The following is an 18807-nucleotide window of genomic DNA, read 5'->3' as shown; positions in this document are numbered from 1 at the left end:
AGCGGCGGGCGAGTGCCCCGATGCGGGCAGGACGCGGGCCGAAGGGAGCGTCCCGGTGAGCGCGGTCCAGGGAACTCCGGGGCGGCAGGTGGTACTCGGCACCGTCCTCGACGCGCTGACCATGCGCGACGTCGTCGCCCGGTGCGTGGACGCCATCGACGACGGCCGCCGGATCAGCATCGGCGTGGTGAACGCCGCCAAGATCGTCAACATGCGCGGGGACGCCATGCTGCGCGAGTCGGTGCTCGACTGCGACCTCGTCCTCGCCGACGGGCAGGCGGTCGTCTGGGCGTCCCGGGTGCTCGGGCATCCGCTGCCCGAGCGGGTCGCGGGCATCGACCTGTTCCTCGAACTGCTCGCCGAGGGCGCGCGGCGGGGGCACCGGGTGTACTTCCTGGGCGCGCGTCCCGAGGTGCTGTCCCGGGTGCTCGACGAGGTACGGCGGCGGTTCCCGGGGCTGGTGGTCGCCGGCGCCCGCGACGGCTACTTCACCGACGACGAGGCCGGGCAGGTGGCCCGGGAGATCGCCGCGACCCGCGCCGACATGCTCTTCCTCGGCATCACCTCGCCGAAGAAGGAGATCTTCGTGGGCGAGTGGGGGGAGACGACCGGGGCTAAGATCATCCATGGCGTGGGCGGCTCCTTCGACATCCTCGCCGGGGAGACACGCCGCGCCCCCCGCGCCTGGCAGCGCCTCGGCCTCGAATGGCTCTACCGGCTCCTGCAGGAACCGATGCGGCTCGGACCGCGCTACCTGAAGACCAACGCGGCCTTCCTGCTGATGCTCGCCCGGGAACGCCTGCGGCGGAGACGATGAGCACCGCCCCACACGCGCCGTCCCAGTAGACGCGCCACCCAGATGCGTTCCACCCAGATGAAGGAGGACAACGTGACCCCGAGCCGCCGCATGGCGCTGCTGGGCCCCGGCCAGGCCGGTGGTTCCGATCCGCTGCCGGGTTTCGTGACGGACATGGTCGACCTCGCCGTGCGCGGGCTGCCTCCGGGCTACGTCGACGGGGAGTTCGTCTTCACCCGCCGCGGCCGGGTCGAGGGCGACGGCGCCGACGCGAAGTGGACGGCCGTGCCCGAGGGCCGCAGCGTCCGCTACACCGCCATCGTCGCCCTCGGGGTCAACACACTGCCCGAGGAGCGCCAGCGCCAGGCCCTGGCCGGTGAGACGGCCCTGGAGCTCGCCGGACGGCTGGTGAAGCGGCTGCCGCAGGTCACCGGGCTCGGCGACGCCGCGCTGATCGCGTGGGCGGCTGCCGAGACCGGCCATCCCGAGCTGCCCGCGGCCCTGGAGCACCTCGCACGCCTCGACGACGCCCTGAGCGACGGCGCGCAGGTGTACACCGTCGAGGCGGCCTGGGCCCTGGCCGGCCTCGTCGCGGCCCGCAAGGCCGGCGGGGACGTCCCCGACGCCCGCCTGGAGCGGTCGCGGGCCCGCATCCTCGGCGGTCTCGCCGAGGACCGGCTCTACCGGCACGTGCTCGGCCCGGCCGCGGGGCCCCTGGTGCCCTGGTACCGCGCCCACGTGGGCTGCTTCGCCGACCAGGTGTACCCCCTGCAGGCGCTCGCCCGCCTGCACGCCCTCACGGGCGACGCCGAGGCGCTGCGCGCCGCCGAGCAGGTGTCCGAGGGCATCTGCGCCGCGCAGGGCGCGGAGGGCCAGTGGTGGTGGCACTACGACGCCCGCTCGGGGGCCGTCGTCGAGGGGTACCCCGTCTACAGCGTGCACCAGCTCTCCATGGGGCCGATGGCCCTCCTCGACCTCGCCGACGCCGGCGGGCGGCTCCGGATGGACGAGATCGCGCTCGGCCTGCGCTGGATGCTGGAGCGCCCCGAGACCGGCGAGAGGCTGGTGCTCCCCGAGCTCGACCTCACCTGGCGCAAGGCCGCCCGCGAGGACCCGCGCAAGGTCGTCCGCGGGGCCCGCGCCGCCGCCACCCGCGTGATGCAGGGGGCCCGCCTGTCGGTGCTCGACAAGGTCTACCCGCCGGTGGCCGTCGACCGCGAGTGCCGGCCGTACGAGCTGGGCTGGCTGCTGTACGCCTGGCTGTGCGACCTGCGCGGGACCGAAGGATGATCGCGCGGAGGGGAACCTCGTGACCGAGCTGTCCGTCGTCGTCCTCACCTACCGCTCCGGCGCGTACGTCGGCACGTGCCTGGCCGCGCTCGAGAAGGCCCTCGCCGGCATGGACGCCGAACTGATCGTGGTCGACAACGCCTCCGGCGACGGCACCGTCGAGAAGGTGCGGGAGCTGGCGCCGTGGGCGCGGGTGGTCGCGCGTGACGTGAACGACGGCTTCGCCCGGGGCTGCCACGCCGGCGCGGAGGTCGCCAAGGGCGACTACCTGCTGTTCGTCAACCCCGACGCCCGGGTGTCCCCGGACACCCCGCGCGTGCTGGTCGACCTCGCCCGGCGCGACCCCGCGGTCGGCATCGCCGGCGGCCGGTGCCTCACCGAGACCGGGGAGACCGATCCGCGCTCGTGGTGGGGCAGGCCCACCCTGTGGTCGCTGTTCTGCTTCGGCACCGGGCTGAGCACGCTGTTCCCCGGCCGCCCGAGGTTCGACCCCGAATCGCCCCGCCCGTGGAGCGGCGCGCCGGACGAGGTGCGCCGGGTGCCCATCGTCACCGGCGGCATGATGCTCGTCGACCGGCGGGTCTGGGACCGGCTGGGCGGGTTCGACAAGAGCTTCTTCATGTACGCCGAGGACGCCGACATGTGCCTGCGCGCCGCGGCCGCGGGGTACCGGCCGTCGGTCACCGCCGCCGCGACGTTCGTCCACCCGGCCGGCATGTCGTCGTCCAGTTCCCTGCGCAAGCAGGTGCTGCTGTTCACCGGTAAGGTCACGCTCGTACGGCGGCACTTCCCGCCGGTGCTGCGCGGGCTCGGCGTCACGTTCCTCAAGGCGGGGGTGCTGCTGCGGGCGCTCGCCGGCCGCTTCATGAGCGCGCCCGGCGCCGACCGGCAGGGCAGGCCCACCACCAAGGCCGACGACTGGCGCGGCCTGTGGCGGGCGCGCGGCCAGTGGACCAAGGGCTGGTCCGGCGCTCGCACGTGAACAGGTATTCCGAGGCCGCGGAGCGAAGGACAGGGATGGCAACCGAAGTGAGGATCGCGCCGACCGCGGACGTCGACCCGGCCGCCGAGATCGGCGACGGCACGACCGTCTGGCACCTGGCCCAGGTACGTGAGAAGGCCGTGCTCGGCCGGGGCTGCATCCTCGGCCGCGGCGCCTACGTCGGGCCCGGCGTGATCGTCGGCGACAACGTCAAGCTGCAGAACTACGCGCTGGTGTACGAGCCCGCCGTTCTGGAGGACGGCGTGTTCATCGGGCCGGCCGCCGTCCTGACCAACGACATGTACCCCCGGTCGACCGACGTCGAAGGCGCCCTGAAGAGAGACGGCGACTGGTCCGCCGAAGGAGTGACCGTGCGCGAAGGCGCCTCCGTGGGCGCCCGTGCGGTGATCGTGGCCGGGCGCACCATCGGACGCCACGCGCTGGTCGCGGCCGGCGCGGTGGTCTCCCGCGACGTGCCCGACTTCGCGCTGGTCGCCGGCGTGCCCGCCCGCAGGATCGGCTGGGTGGGCCGCGCCGGCGTCCCCCTGGCCGACCTCGGCGACGGCCGCTGGCGCTGCCCGTCCACCGGCGAGCTCTACACCGAACAGGACGGCACGCTCACCGGCCCCGCTCCCGCGAAGGCGGGGGAGCTTGGTACCGGCTCGACGGAGAGCCCGGGCACCGCCGGGCCCGGCGGATCCGCCGAGGGCTCCGACTGACCCATGCGGCTTTCCCCCAAGGCTCGGCTGGCGGTCGCCGCCGTCGCGTCCGTCGTCCTCGTGGCCGCCGTCCTCGTCGTGGTCCTGCGATCGCGCGAGCACAGCCAGGCGGTGGCCGCGGCGCGGGCCGGCGGCGGCGCCGGGGTCCCGTCCCCCGTCCCGGTCAAGCTCGGCGAGAGCGACGACCTGTACGTCGTCCGGGCGGGCCCCGGCGCGGACAGCGGCATCGTGTACGCGATCGGCGACGCGGGCAAGGGGCCGGCGCGGTCGACCGGCGTGAGCTGCCGTCGCTTCTACGCCGCCGAGCGCACGGCCGTGTGCCTGCGCGTCGTGCCCGGCGTCGTCACCAAGTCCGACGCGATCATCCTCGACGGCGACCTGCGCGAGGTGCGCCGGGTGGCGCTGCCGGGCGTGCCGAGCCGGGCGCGGGTCTCCGCGGACGGCCGCATGGTCTCGTGGACGGTCTTCACCACCGGCGACTCCTACCTCAGCGTCGGCTTCGCCACCCGCACGGGGATCCTCGACACCCGCACGGGCAAGGTGGTGAACAGCCTGGAGACGTTCACGCTCTACAAGGACGGCGAACCGGAGCGCGCGGTCGACCTCAACTACTGGGGCGTCACCTTCACCTCCGACGACAACACCTTCTACGCCACCGCCTCGACCGCCGGACGCGTGTACCTCGTGAAGGGCGACTTCGCGGCCGGGCGCATGAACGTCGTCCGCGAGGGACCCGAGTGCCCCTCGCTGTCGCCGGACGGCACCCGGCTGGCGTACAAGAAGCGCACCGGCGACCAGTCGAGCCCGTGGCGCCTGCACGTCCTCGACCTGCGCAGTGGCCGCGAGACCGCGCTGGCGGAGACCGCGAACGTCGACGACCAGGCCGCCTGGTACGACGACCACACGGTCATGTACGCCCGCCTGCGCGCCGACACCACCGACGTCTGGAAGGTCCCCGCCGACGGCTCCGGCACCCCGGCCACCCTGGCCAAGGACGCCTTCTCCCCCGCCCGGTCCGGGTGATCGGCTCCCTGAAAAAGGTGCCTTCGGCGCGCTTTATCCAAGGCGCCCCTCGCCTCACTCACGACTCGCCGACCCGCAAATGTGCCGTCGAAGTAATGGTGGCGACCGACGATAGCGCCAAGGCCTGGGGCCGATGTGGCAGGTGACCAGGCGAACACGGCTCCCATCCAGAGCCCGGATGGGAGCCGGACAGGTCACCGAACCCTCATTTGAATGAGGATCAGATTTCCTGGTTTCCATTAAGGACGCGTGTCATCCAGTCGAGCGACCCCGTACGCAGCGCTTCGTCCGCGAGGCGTTTCGCAGAAGCCGTCTTGAGCGATGCGAGGGAGCTATCGATCCACGGCTGCATGTTCTGATTACCCTGCTCACGGTATTCCAGAGCCTGGATCAAGCACTCCAGTTTGTCGGCGTCACGAGCGCAGACCGCTTCGAGGCTCGACCTCTCTTCGTACTCGCTCACTGCGCCTCTGATCATCCCGCCTACCGACTCGGGGATGCAGCGCGTCTGGTCGGCGGTTATGTCCTTGTTGGCGGTGGCCTTCACGTAGCGCTTCCCGATGTGAGGGATATCTGTCGTCCTGGTCTCCTGGGTGTCATGCAGGAGACTCAAGAGCGCCGCCCGCTCCGGATTGCCGCCTTCCAGTGCTGCGATCACGACCGCGATGATCGAAGTCCGGAAAGAATGATCAGCGATGCTCTCCGGATCCCGGACCCCTGCAACCAGCCAACCTGTACGCCTGTAGCGCTTGAGCAGGCCGATCTCGTACAGCAGGTCGGTCAGCCGGGCCAACTCCTCCGCCATGATGTCCCCTCTCAGGCTCAGCGAATCATGCGGAGAGCGTAGATGATTGCCTCCAGTTCCCGTCGAGACTGCATGGACACCACGGCCTCATCCAACGTACGGATGGCGGCTTGGTGGAGGTTGCCGGCTGTGGGAACCCGCAGTATCGCAGGTCGGAGCATTACCAACGCCCATAGCGTGTGAACTATGACGTCGACGTAGGGGTTGGTGGAATAAAGCTTGCCGATCAGATGTCGGAAGAGTTTGACCCCGTGCCACGTCTCCGGATCGAGATCCACCATGAACGTGTCGGCCAGCTGCGGCTCGTTGACTTCACCCAGCCAGTAGGCCCAGTAATTCAGATTCGCCAGTTCACATACATCGTCGGCCAGTCGAACCTGGATGAAGTGCTGGAGAGCCTCCCGATCGCCGAGTCTTGCTAACGTGTGGGCTCCGGACCGGACAACAGCCCACGACGGTGTCCATTCATTCGTCCGAGACGCTCGCCGTTCCTCTGTGCGTTGCATGGTTGCAAGCCAGTCGGCTGTGTCGCTACTTTCATCGAAACTGGCGACATAGTGTGCTTGGCGGCGTAGGAGCATTCCGCTGACTTGATCAACGTCAGCATGTTCCGCTACCACCTTGAGGTGCTCGAAAAAGCGCCTTTCTTCGTCCGGGAAGAGGGATGGTGACGACGCTACCGGCCCCCTGCGACCGGTCCTTCGCACAGCACCTGCTACGGCGGATGGCGTCAGCTTGGTGAACGGCCACGCTACAAGATCGGTAAAGGGGCGCGTGATCACCCATGAGGCTAGTGGGTGCTCGCCGCGGTTGGCTTTCGTGGACTCAGGGCTCAGTACATATCCAACAAATCGGTCTGCCTCAATCGACATGTCGAGCTCCGACAACAGTCGGTGGTTGCGTCCACGGAGGTGGTGTAAGAGTTTCCGCTGATAGAGGCGTGGCGTCGTGAAATGAAGACGGCCATCGCGTGATCCTTCGTGATTGCGACATCAAGATCGAAGGAGAGAAAGCGATGGCCGCGAACAACAGTGTGGACCCTGCCGGCTGGCTGGCGAAGCAGATCCAGATCGACGACCCGGATCTGTTGCGATCCATGGTGAAGACCATGGCCGAGGCGTTGATGTCCGCCGAGGCCGACAAACTGTGCGGCGCCTCCTACGGCGAGCGCAGCAGCGAACGGACCAACTCCCGCAACGGCTACCGCGCTCGGGACTGGGACACCCGCGCAGGCACCGTCGAGCTCGCCATCCCCAAGCTGCGGCAGGGCTCCTACTTCCCGGCATGGCTGCTGGAACGCAGGCGGCGGGCCGAGCAAGCCCTCGTCAGCGTGGTCGCCACCAGCTATCTCCTGGGCGTCTCGACCCGGCGGGTGGACAAGCTGGTAGAGCAGCTGGGCATCACCGGCATCTCCAAAAGCCAGGTCTCGCAGATGGCCAAGGTGCTCGATGAGCAGGTGGAGGCCTTTCGCACCCGAACCCTGGACGGCGGGCCGTTCGCGTTCGTGTGGCTGGACGCGTTGACGCAGAAGGTCCGCGAAGGCGGGCGGATCGTCAACGTCCACGCCCTGGTCGCCACCGCGGTGAACGCCAACGGCCAGCGGGAGATCCTCGGCATGGACGTCACCTCGCGGGAGGACGGCGCCGGCTGGCTGGCGTTCCTTCGCGGCCTGGTCGCCCGCGGCCTGTCCGGGGTGCAGATGGTCATCTCTGATGCCCACATAGGACTGGTGGAGGCGATCGGCGCCACCCTGCCCGGGGCGTCGTGGCAGCGATGCCGGACCCACTACCTGCGCAATCTCCTCACCACCGTCCCCAAGTCGGCGCAGCCGTGGGTGGCCACCCTGGTACGCACCATCTTCGATCAGCCGAGCGCAGAGCAGGTCCGCACTCAGCACGCCTGGGTCATCGACGCGCTTGCTGCCAAGTACCCGGCGGCTGCCGATCACCTGGATCAGGCGCGGGAGGACCTGCTCGCGTTCGCCCGGTTCCCGCGCGAGATCTGGAAGCAGATCTGGTCGAACAACCCCCAGGAACGGCTGAACAAGGAGATCCGCCGCCGCACCGACGTCGTCGGCATCTTCCCCGACCGGGCCGCCATCATCCGCCTTGTCGGCGCCGTGCTGGCCGAACAGACCGACGAGTGGACCGAGACCCGCCGCTACATGGGACTCGACGTCCTCGCCAAAGCCCGCCTACGGGTTATCCCCGGCGACACACCGGACCAGGAACACCTCCCGGAAACCCTCACCGCTTAACCTGCAGAAACGGATCACGCGATGACAGCTCGTACACCACTTCCCTGGACGTGACCCAGTCGGTACTGGGCGCCTAGGTGCAGAAGCGAACTTCGCAAAGATAGGTAATTGTTTATGGAGACCGCCATAAGAGGCCGGCGGCCCGACTCCCAGCCCTGAACCGTGGTGATGTCTACCGCCAGTTGTTCCGCAAAGCGTTCTTGGGTTAGTCCGATCGACTCACGAATGATCTTGAGGACGTACCCGGAGATTCTGCCTTCACGGCCGTGTTCACCGTTACCCCGACCCATGGTCAAGGTTTCTCTTCCGCGATGGGTCATGAGGGTGATCACCGCCGTCTACCACTCGTACCTACGGTCAGTTCTACGGCGCCCGCACGGCTCCTAGCGTTGTTGGAGCAAGCGCAAGTCGATCGAAAACAGCAGGCGCCTCACAGCCTTTAGTGATGGAGACACTACCCCGAGGCGCAAAGGGTGGCCATCGCTTCTGAGTGGTGCAGGCAACCAGATTGTGTGGTCGTGCGATGGCATGGTCACCCAGATCCCCGTGCCGCCGCACCTCCCATAAGAGCAAACAGACCCGCCCGGCGCCGGGGAACGACCGGACGGGTCCTTGACCGCATGTGAGAGGTGCGATCCGATGAACAATCCTAGAAATTTCCCAAATCGCCCAGAGCGTCGATTGCCTCATATTTGCCACTGTTCCGATGCTCCGCTGAAGTCACAGGCGATTACCGCCTCTCGGTCCTTCTCTGCGAGCCGGCGGGAGCTGTACCGATGGGGAGCGGTTATATGAGCCGGGAACAGCAGCATTCCGAGCGTGACGACCAAGAGCCGGGGATCTTGTGGACGTGGGCGGCTGACGATCTCGGTGGGCGGGGCGTTCGTGGGGTGACCGGTACTCGGTACCAGGCGCGCCTGAAGCTCCTGGCCGCGTTGAACGCCATGCCGAACCGCGCTCATGGGACCATCCGCCCGGCACAGTTGGACAACTGGGCTCGCCCCTATCCGTGCTACCGCTACGGCCCGATCGTCGTACGCGCTCGCCGTGACGCGGACACCGGAACCGTCGTCATCGATGAGGCGGAGGGACGTTGAGGCCCGATGTCCGGCGTCTCGACGCGCCACGGCCCTTGCGAGTGCCGTACGTCATCGCGTGGTCGGGCGAGGCGGTCACGCACCCGTTGATGTTCACCGAGCACGGCGTCCGGCGCCTCACCTACATCGACGCCCGGCCGTCCGACTGGGTGGACGGAATGCTCCGCGCCCGTACCGGCGTCGACCGGGGCGGCGAACCGGTGTGGCGCGCGCTCAACGTCCACCGGCAGTGGCTGTGCATGGAGGCGCTGCTGTGCCAGGTGTGCGGTGCATCGGGACGGCATCTGGATACAGGGAGGATCTGGTGGGTCGTCACCGAGACCGCGTTCCGTGCCATCGACGTGGCCTCCGGTCTGACCAACGCCCCACCGACGTGCCCGGCCTGCGTTCCGGACTCCTTGGCTTCCTGTCCCCAACTGCGCAAGTCATCGGCGGTCTACACCGTGGCCGTCGCCGAGCCGGTGGGAGTGCTGGCCGAGGTCTTCGAACCAGGCCCGGACGGAATGGCGCGGCGCACCGGTCATAACGAGTTCGTCCGGTTCGACGAGCCGGGTAGGCACCCCTACATCCTCGCCACCCAGCTGGTGGTCCGACTCGAGGACATGCGGCCGGCGGGGACTCCTGAACCCCGCGCCGAACCGGTTAGCCCCTCGTCCTGCAACCTCTCGTGGCCCATGGGTTCCCAACACCCCGTCCCTCGAGGGAAGGAACGACGATGACACCACAAGCCACACCCCAGCTCGATCCGGTCCACTTCCTTGAGCTGGAGATCACCGGCCGCTGCCAGCTCACGTGCGGACACTGTTACGCCGACTCCGGGCCCAGCGATGATCACGGCACCATGACCACGGGCGACTGGGAGAACCTGCTCATCTCCGCCCCCGACGCCGGAATCAAGACCGTGCAGTTGGACGAGCAGCGTGCCGAGGAGGCGTACGCGCAGATGAAGGCGCTCGGCGTGAACCGGCTCGGCCCGATCGACCGGATGCGCGGCGTCGGCCGCGGCGCCAGCATCATCCAGACCGGCGTCACCGAGCTGTGCGGGCAGTGCGGCAACGGCCGCGCCGCCGTCGCCTCCAACGGGGACGTGTGGATGTGCGTCATGTCCCGGTTCCTGCAGCCCGCGGGCAACGTCAAGACCACACCGCTCGCCGAGATCCTCGCTGGGCAGATCTGGCAGAACCTCCTCACACAGGTTCCCCGCCGCGGCGTGAGGACCTGCAACCCGGGGTCGGACGGCAACGACTGCGCGCCGGCCGAGACCATCTGCGAGAGCAACGCCCTCATCATTCCCGCACGGCGGGTGCGGGTCGTCCCCCTCGCCGAAATCGACCGATAGAGCAGACTGCTGACATGGACTGGCAATCTCGCGCGCACCAGCTCGCCGACCGCGTCACCCACCCGGGGTCGCGGTGGCGCGCCGCCGTCGCCGGCACTCCCCGCCACCGGTTCGTCCCCGCCTGGTGGGCCTGGAGCGGCGACCACTGGGAGGTGCGGTACGGCCCGGCCGACGAAGCGGCCTGGCTGGACAACGCCTACCGGGACAAGACGCTCGTCACCAAGATCGGCACTCTGCACGCCGACCAGGCCGAGGCCCACGACGCGCCGACCGGGCGCCCCACCTCCTCCTCCACGCTGCCGGGGCTCGTGCTGCAGATGTACCGGCACGCCCGCATCGGCGACAAGGACAGGATTCTCGACGTCGGCACCGGCTCGGGGTACGGCACCGCCCTGCTGTGCCACCTGTTCGGCCAGGACCAGGTGACCAGCATCGACGTGGACGAGTACGTGACCTCCGTCGCCACATCGCGGCTGGCCGACCTCGACCACCACCCCCGCATCGCGCCGATCGACGCCACCGCACAGCTCCCCTGGACGTTCGACCGGATCGTGGCGATGGTGGCGGTGCGGCCCATCCCCGCCTCCTGGCTGGCCGCGCTCAACCCCGGCGGGCGTCTGGTCACGACGATCAGCAACACCTCGCTCATCGTGTCGGCCGTCAAGACCGACGACGGCGGCGCGGTCGGTCAGGTCGAGCGGGACTGGGCGATGTTCATGAAGACCAGGACCGGCGCCGACTACCCGCCGGGCCTGACGAGCCTGATGCAGACGGCGCGCACGACAGAGGGGGATCGGGTCAAACTCGGCCGGTTCCCCGTCATCGACATCGAAGAGAACGCCTGGGAGCTGCGTTCGATGCTGGAGATCATGGCCCCCGGCGTCGAGCTCGACCATCACCAGGCCGGCGCCACCCGGATCGCGCTCATGGTCCACGAGGACGGGTCATGGGCCCGTGCCGTGCAGACCGATGACGAGCCGCCGGTCGTGCACCAGGGCGGGCCGCGCCGCCTGTGGGACGTGCTCGACGAGGCCCGCGACCACTGGTTGCGGAACGGCATGCTGCCTCTGTACGGCGCGAGCGTCCGCATCACCCCGGACGGGGCGATCCACCTGCGGCGCGGCCGGTGGAAGGCCACCATCGCCTGACTCAGGAACGCGGGACGCGCCCCTCCTGGAGCCGTCAGACGGCTGGTTCAAGTGTGTCCGTGGCCTCCTGGGGGATGGTGGTCCGGCCGGGGGGAGAGCAGGGCGACGAGGGTGCCCAGCAGCATGCCGGCGGCGGCGATGAGGACGGCCGTACGGCTTCCGTCGGCGATCGAGGAACGCGGTGCCGGTCCCGCGACCCCGCGACGCTGGCGTTGGCGTTGGCGTTGGCGATCGCCACGAGCACCGCGAGCCCGATGGCGTTTCGGTACGACCGGCGCCGTCGAGGGCTGGAATGCAGCCTCAGCCGGACGCATGTACATCGTGAAGGGTGACTTGGGCCGACGCGCATCGCGCACGCATAGCGATCACATTAGTGGCACGCCCCAGACTCGGGAGAGACGCGTAAGAAACGTTGTCCTCGGATGAATGACAGGAGAAACTCCGATGTCCACCGCGCATGTCATCATCACCGTCCTCACCGCCGCCTGGGTCGGCTTCTCCGGCTTCTCGCTGCTGCGCAGGGCCGATTTCGTGGCCAAGCCGCTGATCGAATACGGGGTGCCGCAGTCGTGGTGGCCGTGGCTGGGCACGGCGAAGGCCGCCGGGGCGATCGGCCTGCTGGCCGGTCTGGCGGTCCCCCCGATCGGGGTCGCCGCCGCGATCGGCCTGGTCCTGTACTTCGCCGGCGCGGTCGTCACCGTGCTGCGAGCCCGCTCGTACAAGACCGTCGTCTTCCCCCTGCTGTACCTGGCACCCGTGGTCGTCACCCTGGTCCTGAGCACGGCGGCATGACCCACCGATGTGCCCGGCCGGCACCGGCACCGTCAGGAAGGACGGCAGGGTCGTATGGCCCCCCCGATGACCGTCAGAGGGGTTTGCCGTCCTCCCAGATGTTGCCGGTGAAGGCGTTGCCCTTGCCCTTGTCGGTGTAGTAGGCCACCGGGCCGAAGGAGCCGCCCTTGGGGAAGAAGCGGCGGCTGAAGATGTTGTCGACGATGCGGATGTCGGTGGGCACGCCGAACTTCCCCTCGCCGCCATAGATCGTGTACCCCCCTCCGGCGAGCAGGTTGTTCTGGATCAGCACGTCGTGCGTACGGCTGAAGTCCTGGCCGATGATGATCGCGGAGGTCTCGGCGACCTGGTTGAAGACCGTGTTGTGCCGCACCGTCAGTGACAGGCCCTTCATCGGCGAGCCCCCGATCTGGATGGCGTCGACGTGGTCGCCCGGGAACTCCTTGAAGTCGTGCAGGTAGCAGTCCTCGATCACGCCGTGGTCGGTGACGATGCCGTTCGACACCGTGTGGATGTTCGCCCGCCGTACGCTGATCTGCCCGCCCTGGTTGAGCACGGCCGTGTCGACCTTGGTGGTGCCGTCGCCCATGATCTCGACGTCGGAGATGTCCGCGCCGGAGACGCCCTGACGCTGGATGATCGCCCAGTCGCCCTGGCCGACCACGCGGACGTTCCGCACCACCACGTCGTCGGCCTCGATGTTGAGCTTCCCGTGGATCTCGACGCCCTCGACGACCTCACCCGCCTTCTTGACCGTGGTCTCGCCGACCACCCGCAGCTGGGTGCCGGGCTTGGGGCCGGTGGTCCTGGCCGAGGGGAACCCGGACAGGTCGGGACGGCCGTCGGGCTTCCGGGTGGTCTTCGTGGGGACGTCCCGGACGTCGTCGGAGGCGCCGCTCGCGCCGCAGGCGGCGGTCAGGACGCCCACGGCCAGCGCCGCGATGACCAGAGGGACACGACGCGGTGACGCAGGGGAGGCGGGAGAGGGCACGGTCGGCTCCAAGTCGTGGTCTCGCGGAACGCTCCAAGCGGTCGCCTGGAGCGCGGGGTCCGGCTCTCCGGGGAGCCTCAGGAGTGGAGCGGGCGGGTGCTGATCAGCCGGGGCGGCGTGGCGGCGGAGCGCCTGCGGTCGCGGGTGAGGGACAGGACTCCGGCCACGGCGAGGATCGTCATCAGCCCGATGCCGACGGTCGCCCGGCCTTTCTGGAGGGACTGCAGCTCGGGGCCCCTGACGGTGTCGATCGGCTGCCACTTGATCATGACCCTGCCGTTGGCGCCCGCGGCGGTCTGGAGCTGCTGCACCTTCTCGGTGAGGAGCTTGAGCGCGATGTTGAGGGTGTCCATCGACAGTTTGGGGTCTCGCGAGAGGGTCTGCAGGGAGGCGTACGGCTGGCCGTACACCGGGACCTCTTCGTTCCCCCAGTGCGCGACCTCGTAGGAGAAGTCGGCCGTGCCGCCCATGCGGCGTAGACGCTCACGTGTGCTCGGGTTGTCGAAGTAGCGGGCGGTCACCAGAGCCATATAGATGTGATTGTCCGTGAAGTGGTCGTAGACCTCCCCTTGGAACCTGTTCGTCTTCGTTATGAACGCGACCGTCACGGAACTCTGGTAAAGAGGTGATCGATATCTGACCCACGCCAACGCGCCGGCGGCGGTCAGGAAGATCAGAGCCAGGCAGCCGAACCGCACCACCACTCGCCTTCGCACCGACACATCGTGGCACAGGCGTGCGGAGTTTTGGGACGGGCCTGGTAAAGAAACCACTCAGAGGAAACACTTGAGGGGCGATGACAACGAGTCGAGGCGCTCACGCGTCCTATCTCGGCGGCTCGGCGGGGTGGGAATGAACGTTCGGCCGGCCGGGCGGGGGTGAAGGGACACTATGGACCTGCTTGATTCGCTGCGTGCGCTGCTGCGGCGCTGGCCGGTGACGCTGACGTTGCTCGTCGTCACGCTCGCGGCGACCGTCGGGGCGCTGGTGGCGATCCCTTGGCAGTACGAATCCACGGCCACCGTGGTCTTCCTGTCCTCCAGGAAGGGCTCGCAGCCGGTGGGGGGCAACCCATGGCTGGCCTTCGACGGCTCCTTGACCATCACCGCCGAGGTGATCTCGCGGGGAATGAGCGACGAGCGCACCCTGCAGAGGCTCAAGGAGGAGGGTGACACGGCCGACTACACCGTCGGCCTGGCCCAGGACTCCCGGGGTCCCCTGCTCGACATCACGGCGACGGGGCCCGACCCCAAGGTCGCCCAGCGCACCATGGAGACCCTGGCGGCGCTCAGCCAGGAGCGCCTGACCGAGATGCAGAAGAAGTCGGCGATCCTGCCCGACGCCACCATCCGCGCGGAACTGGTCACCTCCACCGACGAGGCACAGCTGACCCCCCAGAAGAAGATCCGCCTCCTGGTGATCGTCTTCGCGGGCGGCATGCTGCTGACCGTCGGCGTTCCGCTGTTCCTGGAGTCCCTGGCCCAGAAGCGGCGCCGGCTGGCCCAGGGCGAGCAGGAGACGACGGGGCCCATCGTGCCGCCGCCGTCCACGCCGCCCGCGAGTTCCCAGCATGTGACGAGGTCCCCCGCCGCGGCCCCGCGCAGCAGGCCGCCGGTGCGGCGTCCGCGGCCGATCGAGCCGGCGGAGCCGCGGGTGTACGACCACCGGGTCACCGGCAAGCAGCCGCCGGCCAGGCGTCCCTCGCCTCCAGAGCCGAAGGACCCGTGGGAAGACCAGCAGCAGTTGCTCGAGGACGGGTTCACCGCCCCGATCCCGGCGATCAAGGTCGACAACGACCTGTACGTCTGGGCCGACGACAAGGATCGCCCCCTGGGCGCTCCTCCCGCCGGGGGCAACGGCGCCGGGCAGAAGCAGGGGCCGCAGACGACCGGCGGTGCCGACCCCGACGACGAGCCGTACGTCGTGTTCGACCCCACGAGGCCAGGTAGGTGACCAGCACGTCGGAGGCCGCGCGGACCAAGGCGCCCGCCCAGCGGCCTCCCGAACGCCAGACCAGGCTGCCCAGGTTGCGCCTGGACCCTGTGTCGATCATGACGTTCTTCCTGATCGTCCTGTTCGTCCTGCCGGCCCGGTACCGCGTCGGCGCGCTCGGCGCGGCGGGCGCGCCCGCCTCGATGGTGGCGGTCCTGCTGATCGTCTGGTACCTGCTGTCGACGCTCTCCCCGCGCTGGACGCCGATCCGGGGCAGGCAGCCGGTCCGCCCGGTGATCATGTTCTTCTGCCTGTCGATCCTCGCCAGCTACGTGGCGGCCATGACGCGGCCGCTGTCCACCGACGAGCTGAACGTGGCCGACCTCGGCCTCATCCTGGCGGCGGGCTGGGCCGGCATCGCCCTGGTCACCGCCGACGGCATCAACAGCATGGACCGCCTGGAGACCCTCCGGCACCGGCTGGTCCTCGGGGCGTCGTTCTCGGCCTTCATCGCGATGCTGCAGTTCTTCAGCGGTGTCGAGATCACCCAGTACATGGCGCTGCCGGGTCTGACCGAGAGCACCTCGGCCGTCCTGTTCGAGCGCGACGGCTTCTTCCGGCCGGCGGGCACCGCCACCCACCCGATCGAGCTGGGCGTCACGCTGGCCGCCGTGCTGCCGCTGGCGCTGCACGGCGCGATCTACTGCGACGACCGCAAGCAGCGGCGGAAGCGGTGGCTGATGGTCGCGCTCATCGCCGGTGTGCTGCCGATGAGCGTGTCGCGCTCGGCCATCCTCGGCCTGTTCATCGTCATGGTGGTGCTGCTGCCGACGTGGCCGTCGGAGTGGCGGCTCAGGGCCATCCTGATCTTCGGGTTCGGCGCGATCGTGATGCGCCTGATGATCCCGGGCCTCATCGGCACCGTCCTCAACCTGGTCACGGTGATCGGGTCCGACGAGAGCTCGACGACGCGCACCGGTGACTACGACGCGGTCATCGCGGCGGTGCAGTTACGACCGTTCTTCGGGCAGGGATTCGCCACCTACCTGCCCCGCATCTACCGGGTGATCGACAACCAGTACCTCATGTCGGCGCTGGAGACCGGCATCGTGGGCGTGCTCGCGCTGATGGCGTTCCTGTTCTCCGGATGGTCCCTGGCGCGCCGGGCCAGACGGGCGGCCACCGACGAGCCCACCCGCCACCTGGCACAGTGCCTGGCCGCCTCGACCGGCGTCGCGATCTTCGGCTTCGGAACCTTCGACGCCTTCAGCTTCCCGATGATCACCAACGTGATGTTCCTGATCCTGGGCATCTGCGGCGCCCTGTGGCGCCTGCAGACCCAGCCGGCAGGGGAGGTCCGTTAGGCCCCCTACCGTCGGCGATCACGCCAGGTCATGAGGGCGGTACGCGGAAGACGGGGCCAGGCCGAGCGCGAGGCGCCGGGCGAGACCGGTGTTGCGGCGCCGGCCCAGGCGGTGCACGGCGAGCTCCAGAGCCTCGCGGTCGCCGACCAGGACCACCCACGCCTTCGCCCTGGTGACCAGGGTGTACAGCAGCCTGCGGTGCAGCATCACCCCGCCGGCCTCCGCCACGATCGGCGCCACCACGAAGGGATACTCGCTGCCCTGGGAGCGGTGGACGCTGACGGCGTAGGCGTGGGTCAGCTCGTCGAGCTCGTCGAAGGTGTACCGGACGGTCTCGCCGTCGTCGGTGCGGATCTCGACCAGCCGCTCCTGGCCGTTCACCTCCGTCACCGTGGCCGTCTCGCCGTTGAACACGCCCTTGTCGTAGTTGTTGCGGATCGGCATGACCCGGTCGCCCACGCGGAAGACCGACGGGCCCGACCAGTGCTCGGCGACGCCCTCACGCGCGGGGTTGAGCCGCTCCTGCATTCTGCGGCCCAGCTCGGCGGTGCCCGTGGCGCCCTTGCGCGTCGGGCACAGCACCTGCACCTGGTCGGGGCCGATCTTCTGCTTGCGAGGGATCGCCTCGGTCGCCAGGTGGACCACCCGCTCGGCGACCTTCGCGGGATCGTCGAGCTCCTCGAACCAGAAACCCCCGTGACCGGGCAGGGCGGGCAGCTCGCCCGCGCGGATGCGGTGGGCCGCCCGGACGATGCCGCTGTCCTGGGCCTGCCGGAAGACGTGGGTCAGCCGGACGCGCGGGATCTCGGGAACCCGCAGCAGGTCGGCCAGCACGCTGCCGGGACCGATGCTCGGCAACTGGTCGCCGTCGCCCACCAGCAGCAGGTGGCAGCCGTCGGGGATCGCGGCCGCCAGCCGGGTGGCCAGCTGGAGGTCGAGCATGGACGCCTCGTCGACCACGATGAGGTCGGCCTCCACCGGGGACTGCTGGAACAGCGCGCCGTCGTCGGGCTCGGCCCGCCGGGCGAGCATGCGATGCACGGTCATCGCCGGGAGGCCGGTGAGCTCCGACAGCCGCTTGGCGGCCTTGCCGGTCGGCGCGGTCAGGGTGACCGTGCCGCCCATCGCCCGCACCGTGCGGGCGATCACCTTCACCGTGTGGCTCTTGCCGCAGCCCGGCCCGCCGGTCAGGACCGAGACGGTGCTGGTCAGGACGAGGTTCACCGCGGCCCGCTGGTCGTCGTCGAGCCCGGGGTCGTCGGCGAAGCCGCGCAGCGGCAGCGTCGAGCGCGCCCGCGTCAGCCGCGCCAGGTGGCCCGCCAGCGCCACCTCGCGGCCGTGCTGCTCCTTGGCGTACACCACCACCTGCTCCGGGTCGGACGGGGACGCCTCGACCACCACCCGGCGCTCGGCCGCCAGCGCGTCGACGCCCCGGCGGACGAGCTCGTCGTCCTGCTCGACGAGACCCGCCGCCGCGGCGAGCAGGGAGGGTAGCGGCAGGTAGCAGTGTCCGTCGCGGCCGGCGGCCGCCTCCAGCCGGTCGAGGACGGCGGCTCTGACACGTCGTGGACTGTCCTCGGGCACCCCGGAGCGCAGGGCGATGCGGTCGGCGGTGTGGAACGCGATGCCCCTGACCTGGCCGATCATCCGGTAGGGGTCGGAGACCAGCACCTCGCGCGCCTCGTCGCCGTAGACCTGGTAGATCTTGGCGGCGAGCAGGGGGCTGACGCCGAAGCCCTGCAGCGCGACCATGAGATCGGCGACGGCCTTCTGCTCGGCCCACGCCCGCACGATCTGCGCCTGCCGGGTGGCGCCGATGTTGACGACCTGGGTGAGGCGCTCGGGCTCGGTGTCGATCACCGTGAGCGTCCGCTCGCCGAAGTGGCTCACGATGGCATGGGCGAGCTTGGGCCCGATGCCGCGGATCAGGCCCGACCCGAGATACAGCCTGATGGCGCGCACGGTGGACGGCTGCACCCGCTCGCAGCGCCTGACCACCAGGCGGCCGCCGTGCCGCGGGTGCTCCTCCCACTCACCGCTCAGCCGCAGCGTCTCGCCCGGCTGCACCCCGGCGAGGGCCCGCCCCGAGGCCACGAAGGCGGGCAGACCCTCGGCGGACATGCGGGCCACGGTGTACTCGTCGTCGCGGACGAACACCAGCTGCTCGACGGAGGCCTCGACGTCGGTCAGGTCTCCGCCCGAAGGCGGCCGGTGGGGCCTCTGGAGCATCGTCATCGTCGACCTCCCCGCCTGAACTCATGACAGGACGATA

Annotated in this window: 18 protein-coding genes; 12 read left to right on the top strand and 6 right to left on the bottom strand. The window is 69.6% G+C overall.

Annotated elements, in window-relative coordinates:
• Positions 1-55 precede the first annotated feature (55 nt).
• The 5 genes from KIK05_RS07655 to KIK05_RS07635 all read left to right on the top strand — a co-directional run bounded on the left by KIK05_RS07655 (position 56) and on the right by KIK05_RS07635 (position 4810).
• Entirely contained in the window at positions 56-817 is a 762-nt protein-coding gene (locus KIK05_RS07655; protein ID WP_214409883.1) for a WecB/TagA/CpsF family glycosyltransferase, read from the top strand.
• 72 nt (positions 818-889) lie between these two features.
• Complete coding sequence (locus KIK05_RS07650) at positions 890-2086, top strand: hypothetical protein (protein WP_214409882.1); 1197 nt, start codon at positions 890-892, stop codon at positions 2084-2086.
• Positions 2087-2105: 19 nt separating this feature from the next.
• Positions 2106-3068 carry a glycosyltransferase family 2 protein gene (locus tag KIK05_RS07645; protein ID WP_214409881.1) on the top strand — a complete coding sequence of 321 codons (963 nt, stop codon included), beginning with the start codon at positions 2106-2108 and terminating at the stop codon, positions 3066-3068.
• Positions 3069-3103: 35 nt separating this feature from the next.
• Positions 3104-3787, top strand: coding sequence for an acyltransferase (locus KIK05_RS07640; RefSeq protein WP_214409880.1), 684 nt, complete (start codon positions 3104-3106; stop codon positions 3785-3787).
• Between the two features lie 3 nt (positions 3788-3790).
• Positions 3791-4810, top strand: a complete 1020-nt coding sequence (locus KIK05_RS07635) for a TolB-like translocation protein (RefSeq protein WP_214409879.1) — start codon at positions 3791-3793, stop codon at positions 4808-4810.
• Between the two features lie 220 nt (positions 4811-5030).
• On the opposite strand, the gene KIK05_RS07630 is transcribed toward KIK05_RS07635, so the two are convergent.
• Both KIK05_RS07630 and KIK05_RS07625 read right to left on the bottom strand, forming a co-directional pair.
• Positions 5031-5615 (bottom strand): HD domain-containing protein, encoded by a 585-nt coding sequence (locus tag KIK05_RS07630; protein ID WP_214409878.1) that lies wholly within the window; start codon positions 5613-5615, stop codon positions 5031-5033.
• Between the two features lie 17 nt (positions 5616-5632).
• Positions 5633-6487 (bottom strand): transcriptional regulator, encoded by an 855-nt coding sequence (locus KIK05_RS07625; RefSeq protein ID WP_214409877.1) that lies wholly within the window; start codon positions 6485-6487, stop codon positions 5633-5635.
• A gap of 143 nt (positions 6488-6630) precedes the next feature.
• Here KIK05_RS07625 and KIK05_RS07620 point away from each other — a divergent pair, with 143 nt between their 5' ends.
• Complete coding sequence (locus tag KIK05_RS07620; protein WP_214409876.1) at positions 6631-7872, top strand: IS256 family transposase; 1242 nt, start codon at positions 6631-6633, stop codon at positions 7870-7872.
• A 14-nt stretch (positions 7873-7886) separates the two neighbouring features.
• On the opposite strand, the gene KIK05_RS07615 is transcribed toward KIK05_RS07620, so the two are convergent.
• On the bottom strand, positions 7887-8162 hold the full coding sequence (locus tag KIK05_RS07615) for a helix-turn-helix domain-containing protein (RefSeq protein ID WP_250562449.1): 276 nt from the start codon (positions 8160-8162) through the stop codon (positions 7887-7889).
• A gap of 803 nt (positions 8163-8965) precedes the next feature.
• Here KIK05_RS07615 and KIK05_RS07610 point away from each other — a divergent pair.
• The 4 genes from KIK05_RS07610 to KIK05_RS07595 all read left to right on the top strand — a co-directional run bounded on the left by KIK05_RS07610 (position 8966) and on the right by KIK05_RS07595 (position 12248).
• Positions 8966-9688 (top strand): hypothetical protein, encoded by a 723-nt coding sequence (locus KIK05_RS07610; protein ID WP_214409875.1) that lies wholly within the window; start codon positions 8966-8968, stop codon positions 9686-9688.
• The gene (locus tag KIK05_RS07605) at positions 9685-10308 is read left to right on the top strand and encodes a radical SAM/SPASM domain-containing protein (protein WP_214409874.1); all 624 of its coding nucleotides are present in this window, start codon (positions 9685-9687) and stop codon (positions 10306-10308) included. The genes KIK05_RS07610 and KIK05_RS07605 overlap by 4 nt, the downstream gene beginning before the upstream one ends.
• A gap of 14 nt (positions 10309-10322) precedes the next feature.
• Positions 10323-11456 (top strand): methyltransferase domain-containing protein, encoded by a 1134-nt coding sequence (locus tag KIK05_RS07600; RefSeq protein WP_214409873.1) that lies wholly within the window; start codon positions 10323-10325, stop codon positions 11454-11456.
• A gap of 444 nt (positions 11457-11900) precedes the next feature.
• Positions 11901-12248 (top strand): DoxX family protein, encoded by a 348-nt coding sequence (locus KIK05_RS07595; RefSeq protein ID WP_214409872.1) that lies wholly within the window; start codon positions 11901-11903, stop codon positions 12246-12248.
• 73 nt (positions 12249-12321) lie between these two features.
• Here KIK05_RS07595 and KIK05_RS07590 read toward each other — a convergent pair whose 3' ends face one another.
• Positions 12322-13239: a hypothetical protein gene (locus KIK05_RS07590; RefSeq protein WP_214409871.1), complete on the bottom strand. Its 918-nt coding sequence runs from the start codon at positions 13237-13239 to the stop codon at positions 12322-12324.
• A gap of 77 nt (positions 13240-13316) precedes the next feature.
• Entirely contained in the window at positions 13317-13847 is a 531-nt protein-coding gene (locus tag KIK05_RS07585; protein WP_214409870.1) for a hypothetical protein, read from the bottom strand.
• 283 nt (positions 13848-14130) lie between these two features.
• On the opposite strand from KIK05_RS07585, the gene KIK05_RS07580 reads away from it, so the two are divergent.
• Together KIK05_RS07580 and KIK05_RS48775 are read left to right on the top strand one after the other, a co-directional pair.
• Positions 14131-15192, top strand: coding sequence for a YveK family protein (locus tag KIK05_RS07580; protein WP_214409869.1), 1062 nt, complete (start codon positions 14131-14133; stop codon positions 15190-15192).
• Positions 15189-16535 (top strand): O-antigen ligase family protein, encoded by a 1347-nt coding sequence (locus tag KIK05_RS48775; RefSeq protein WP_214409868.1) that lies wholly within the window; start codon positions 15189-15191, stop codon positions 16533-16535. Before KIK05_RS07580 ends, KIK05_RS48775 begins: the two co-directional genes overlap by 4 nt.
• An 18-nt stretch (positions 16536-16553) precedes the next feature.
• Here the strand turns inward: KIK05_RS48775 and recD2 are convergent, their stop codons facing one another.
• The gene (gene recD2 / locus KIK05_RS07570; RefSeq protein ID WP_214409867.1) at positions 16554-18770 is read right to left on the bottom strand and encodes an SF1B family DNA helicase RecD2; all 2217 of its coding nucleotides are present in this window, start codon (positions 18768-18770) and stop codon (positions 16554-16556) included.
• Positions 18771-18807: the final 37 nt, after the last annotated feature.

The organism is Sphaerisporangium fuscum, assembly GCF_018531465.1.
GTDB classification, from domain to species: domain Bacteria; phylum Actinomycetota; class Actinomycetes; order Streptosporangiales; family Streptosporangiaceae; genus Sphaerisporangium; species Sphaerisporangium fuscum.
Note: the sequence above shows the minus strand (reverse complement) of the source record. Positions and strands in the feature narration are given on the sequence as shown.

Bases quoted from the DNA above. Each gene is read 5' to 3' on its own strand.
- KIK05_RS07620 (WP_214409876.1), top strand. From the start codon at position 6,631: ATGGCCGCGAACAACAGTGTGGACCCTGCCGGCTGGCTGGCGAAGCAG.
- KIK05_RS07605 (WP_214409874.1), top strand. From the start codon at position 9,685: ATGACACCACAAGCCACACCCCAGCTCGATCCGGTCCACTTCCTTGAG.
- KIK05_RS07600 (WP_214409873.1), top strand. From the start codon at position 10,323: ATGGACTGGCAATCTCGCGCGCACCAGCTCGCCGACCGCGTCACCCAC.
- KIK05_RS07640 (WP_214409880.1), top strand. From the start codon at position 3,104: ATGGCAACCGAAGTGAGGATCGCGCCGACCGCGGACGTCGACCCGGCC.
- KIK05_RS07615 (WP_250562449.1), bottom strand. From the start codon at position 8,162: ATGGGTCGGGGTAACGGTGAACACGGCCGTGAAGGCAGAATCTCCGGG.
- KIK05_RS07580 (WP_214409869.1), top strand. From the start codon at position 14,131: ATGGACCTGCTTGATTCGCTGCGTGCGCTGCTGCGGCGCTGGCCGGTG.
- KIK05_RS07595 (WP_214409872.1), top strand. From the start codon at position 11,901: ATGTCCACCGCGCATGTCATCATCACCGTCCTCACCGCCGCCTGGGTC.
- KIK05_RS07625 (WP_214409877.1), bottom strand. From the start codon at position 6,487: ATGTCGATTGAGGCAGACCGATTTGTTGGATATGTACTGAGCCCTGAG.
- KIK05_RS07630 (WP_214409878.1), bottom strand. From the start codon at position 5,615: ATGGCGGAGGAGTTGGCCCGGCTGACCGACCTGCTGTACGAGATCGGC.
- KIK05_RS07635 (WP_214409879.1), top strand. From the start codon at position 3,791: ATGCGGCTTTCCCCCAAGGCTCGGCTGGCGGTCGCCGCCGTCGCGTCC.
- recD2 (WP_214409867.1), bottom strand. From the start codon at position 18,770: ATGACGATGCTCCAGAGGCCCCACCGGCCGCCTTCGGGCGGAGACCTG.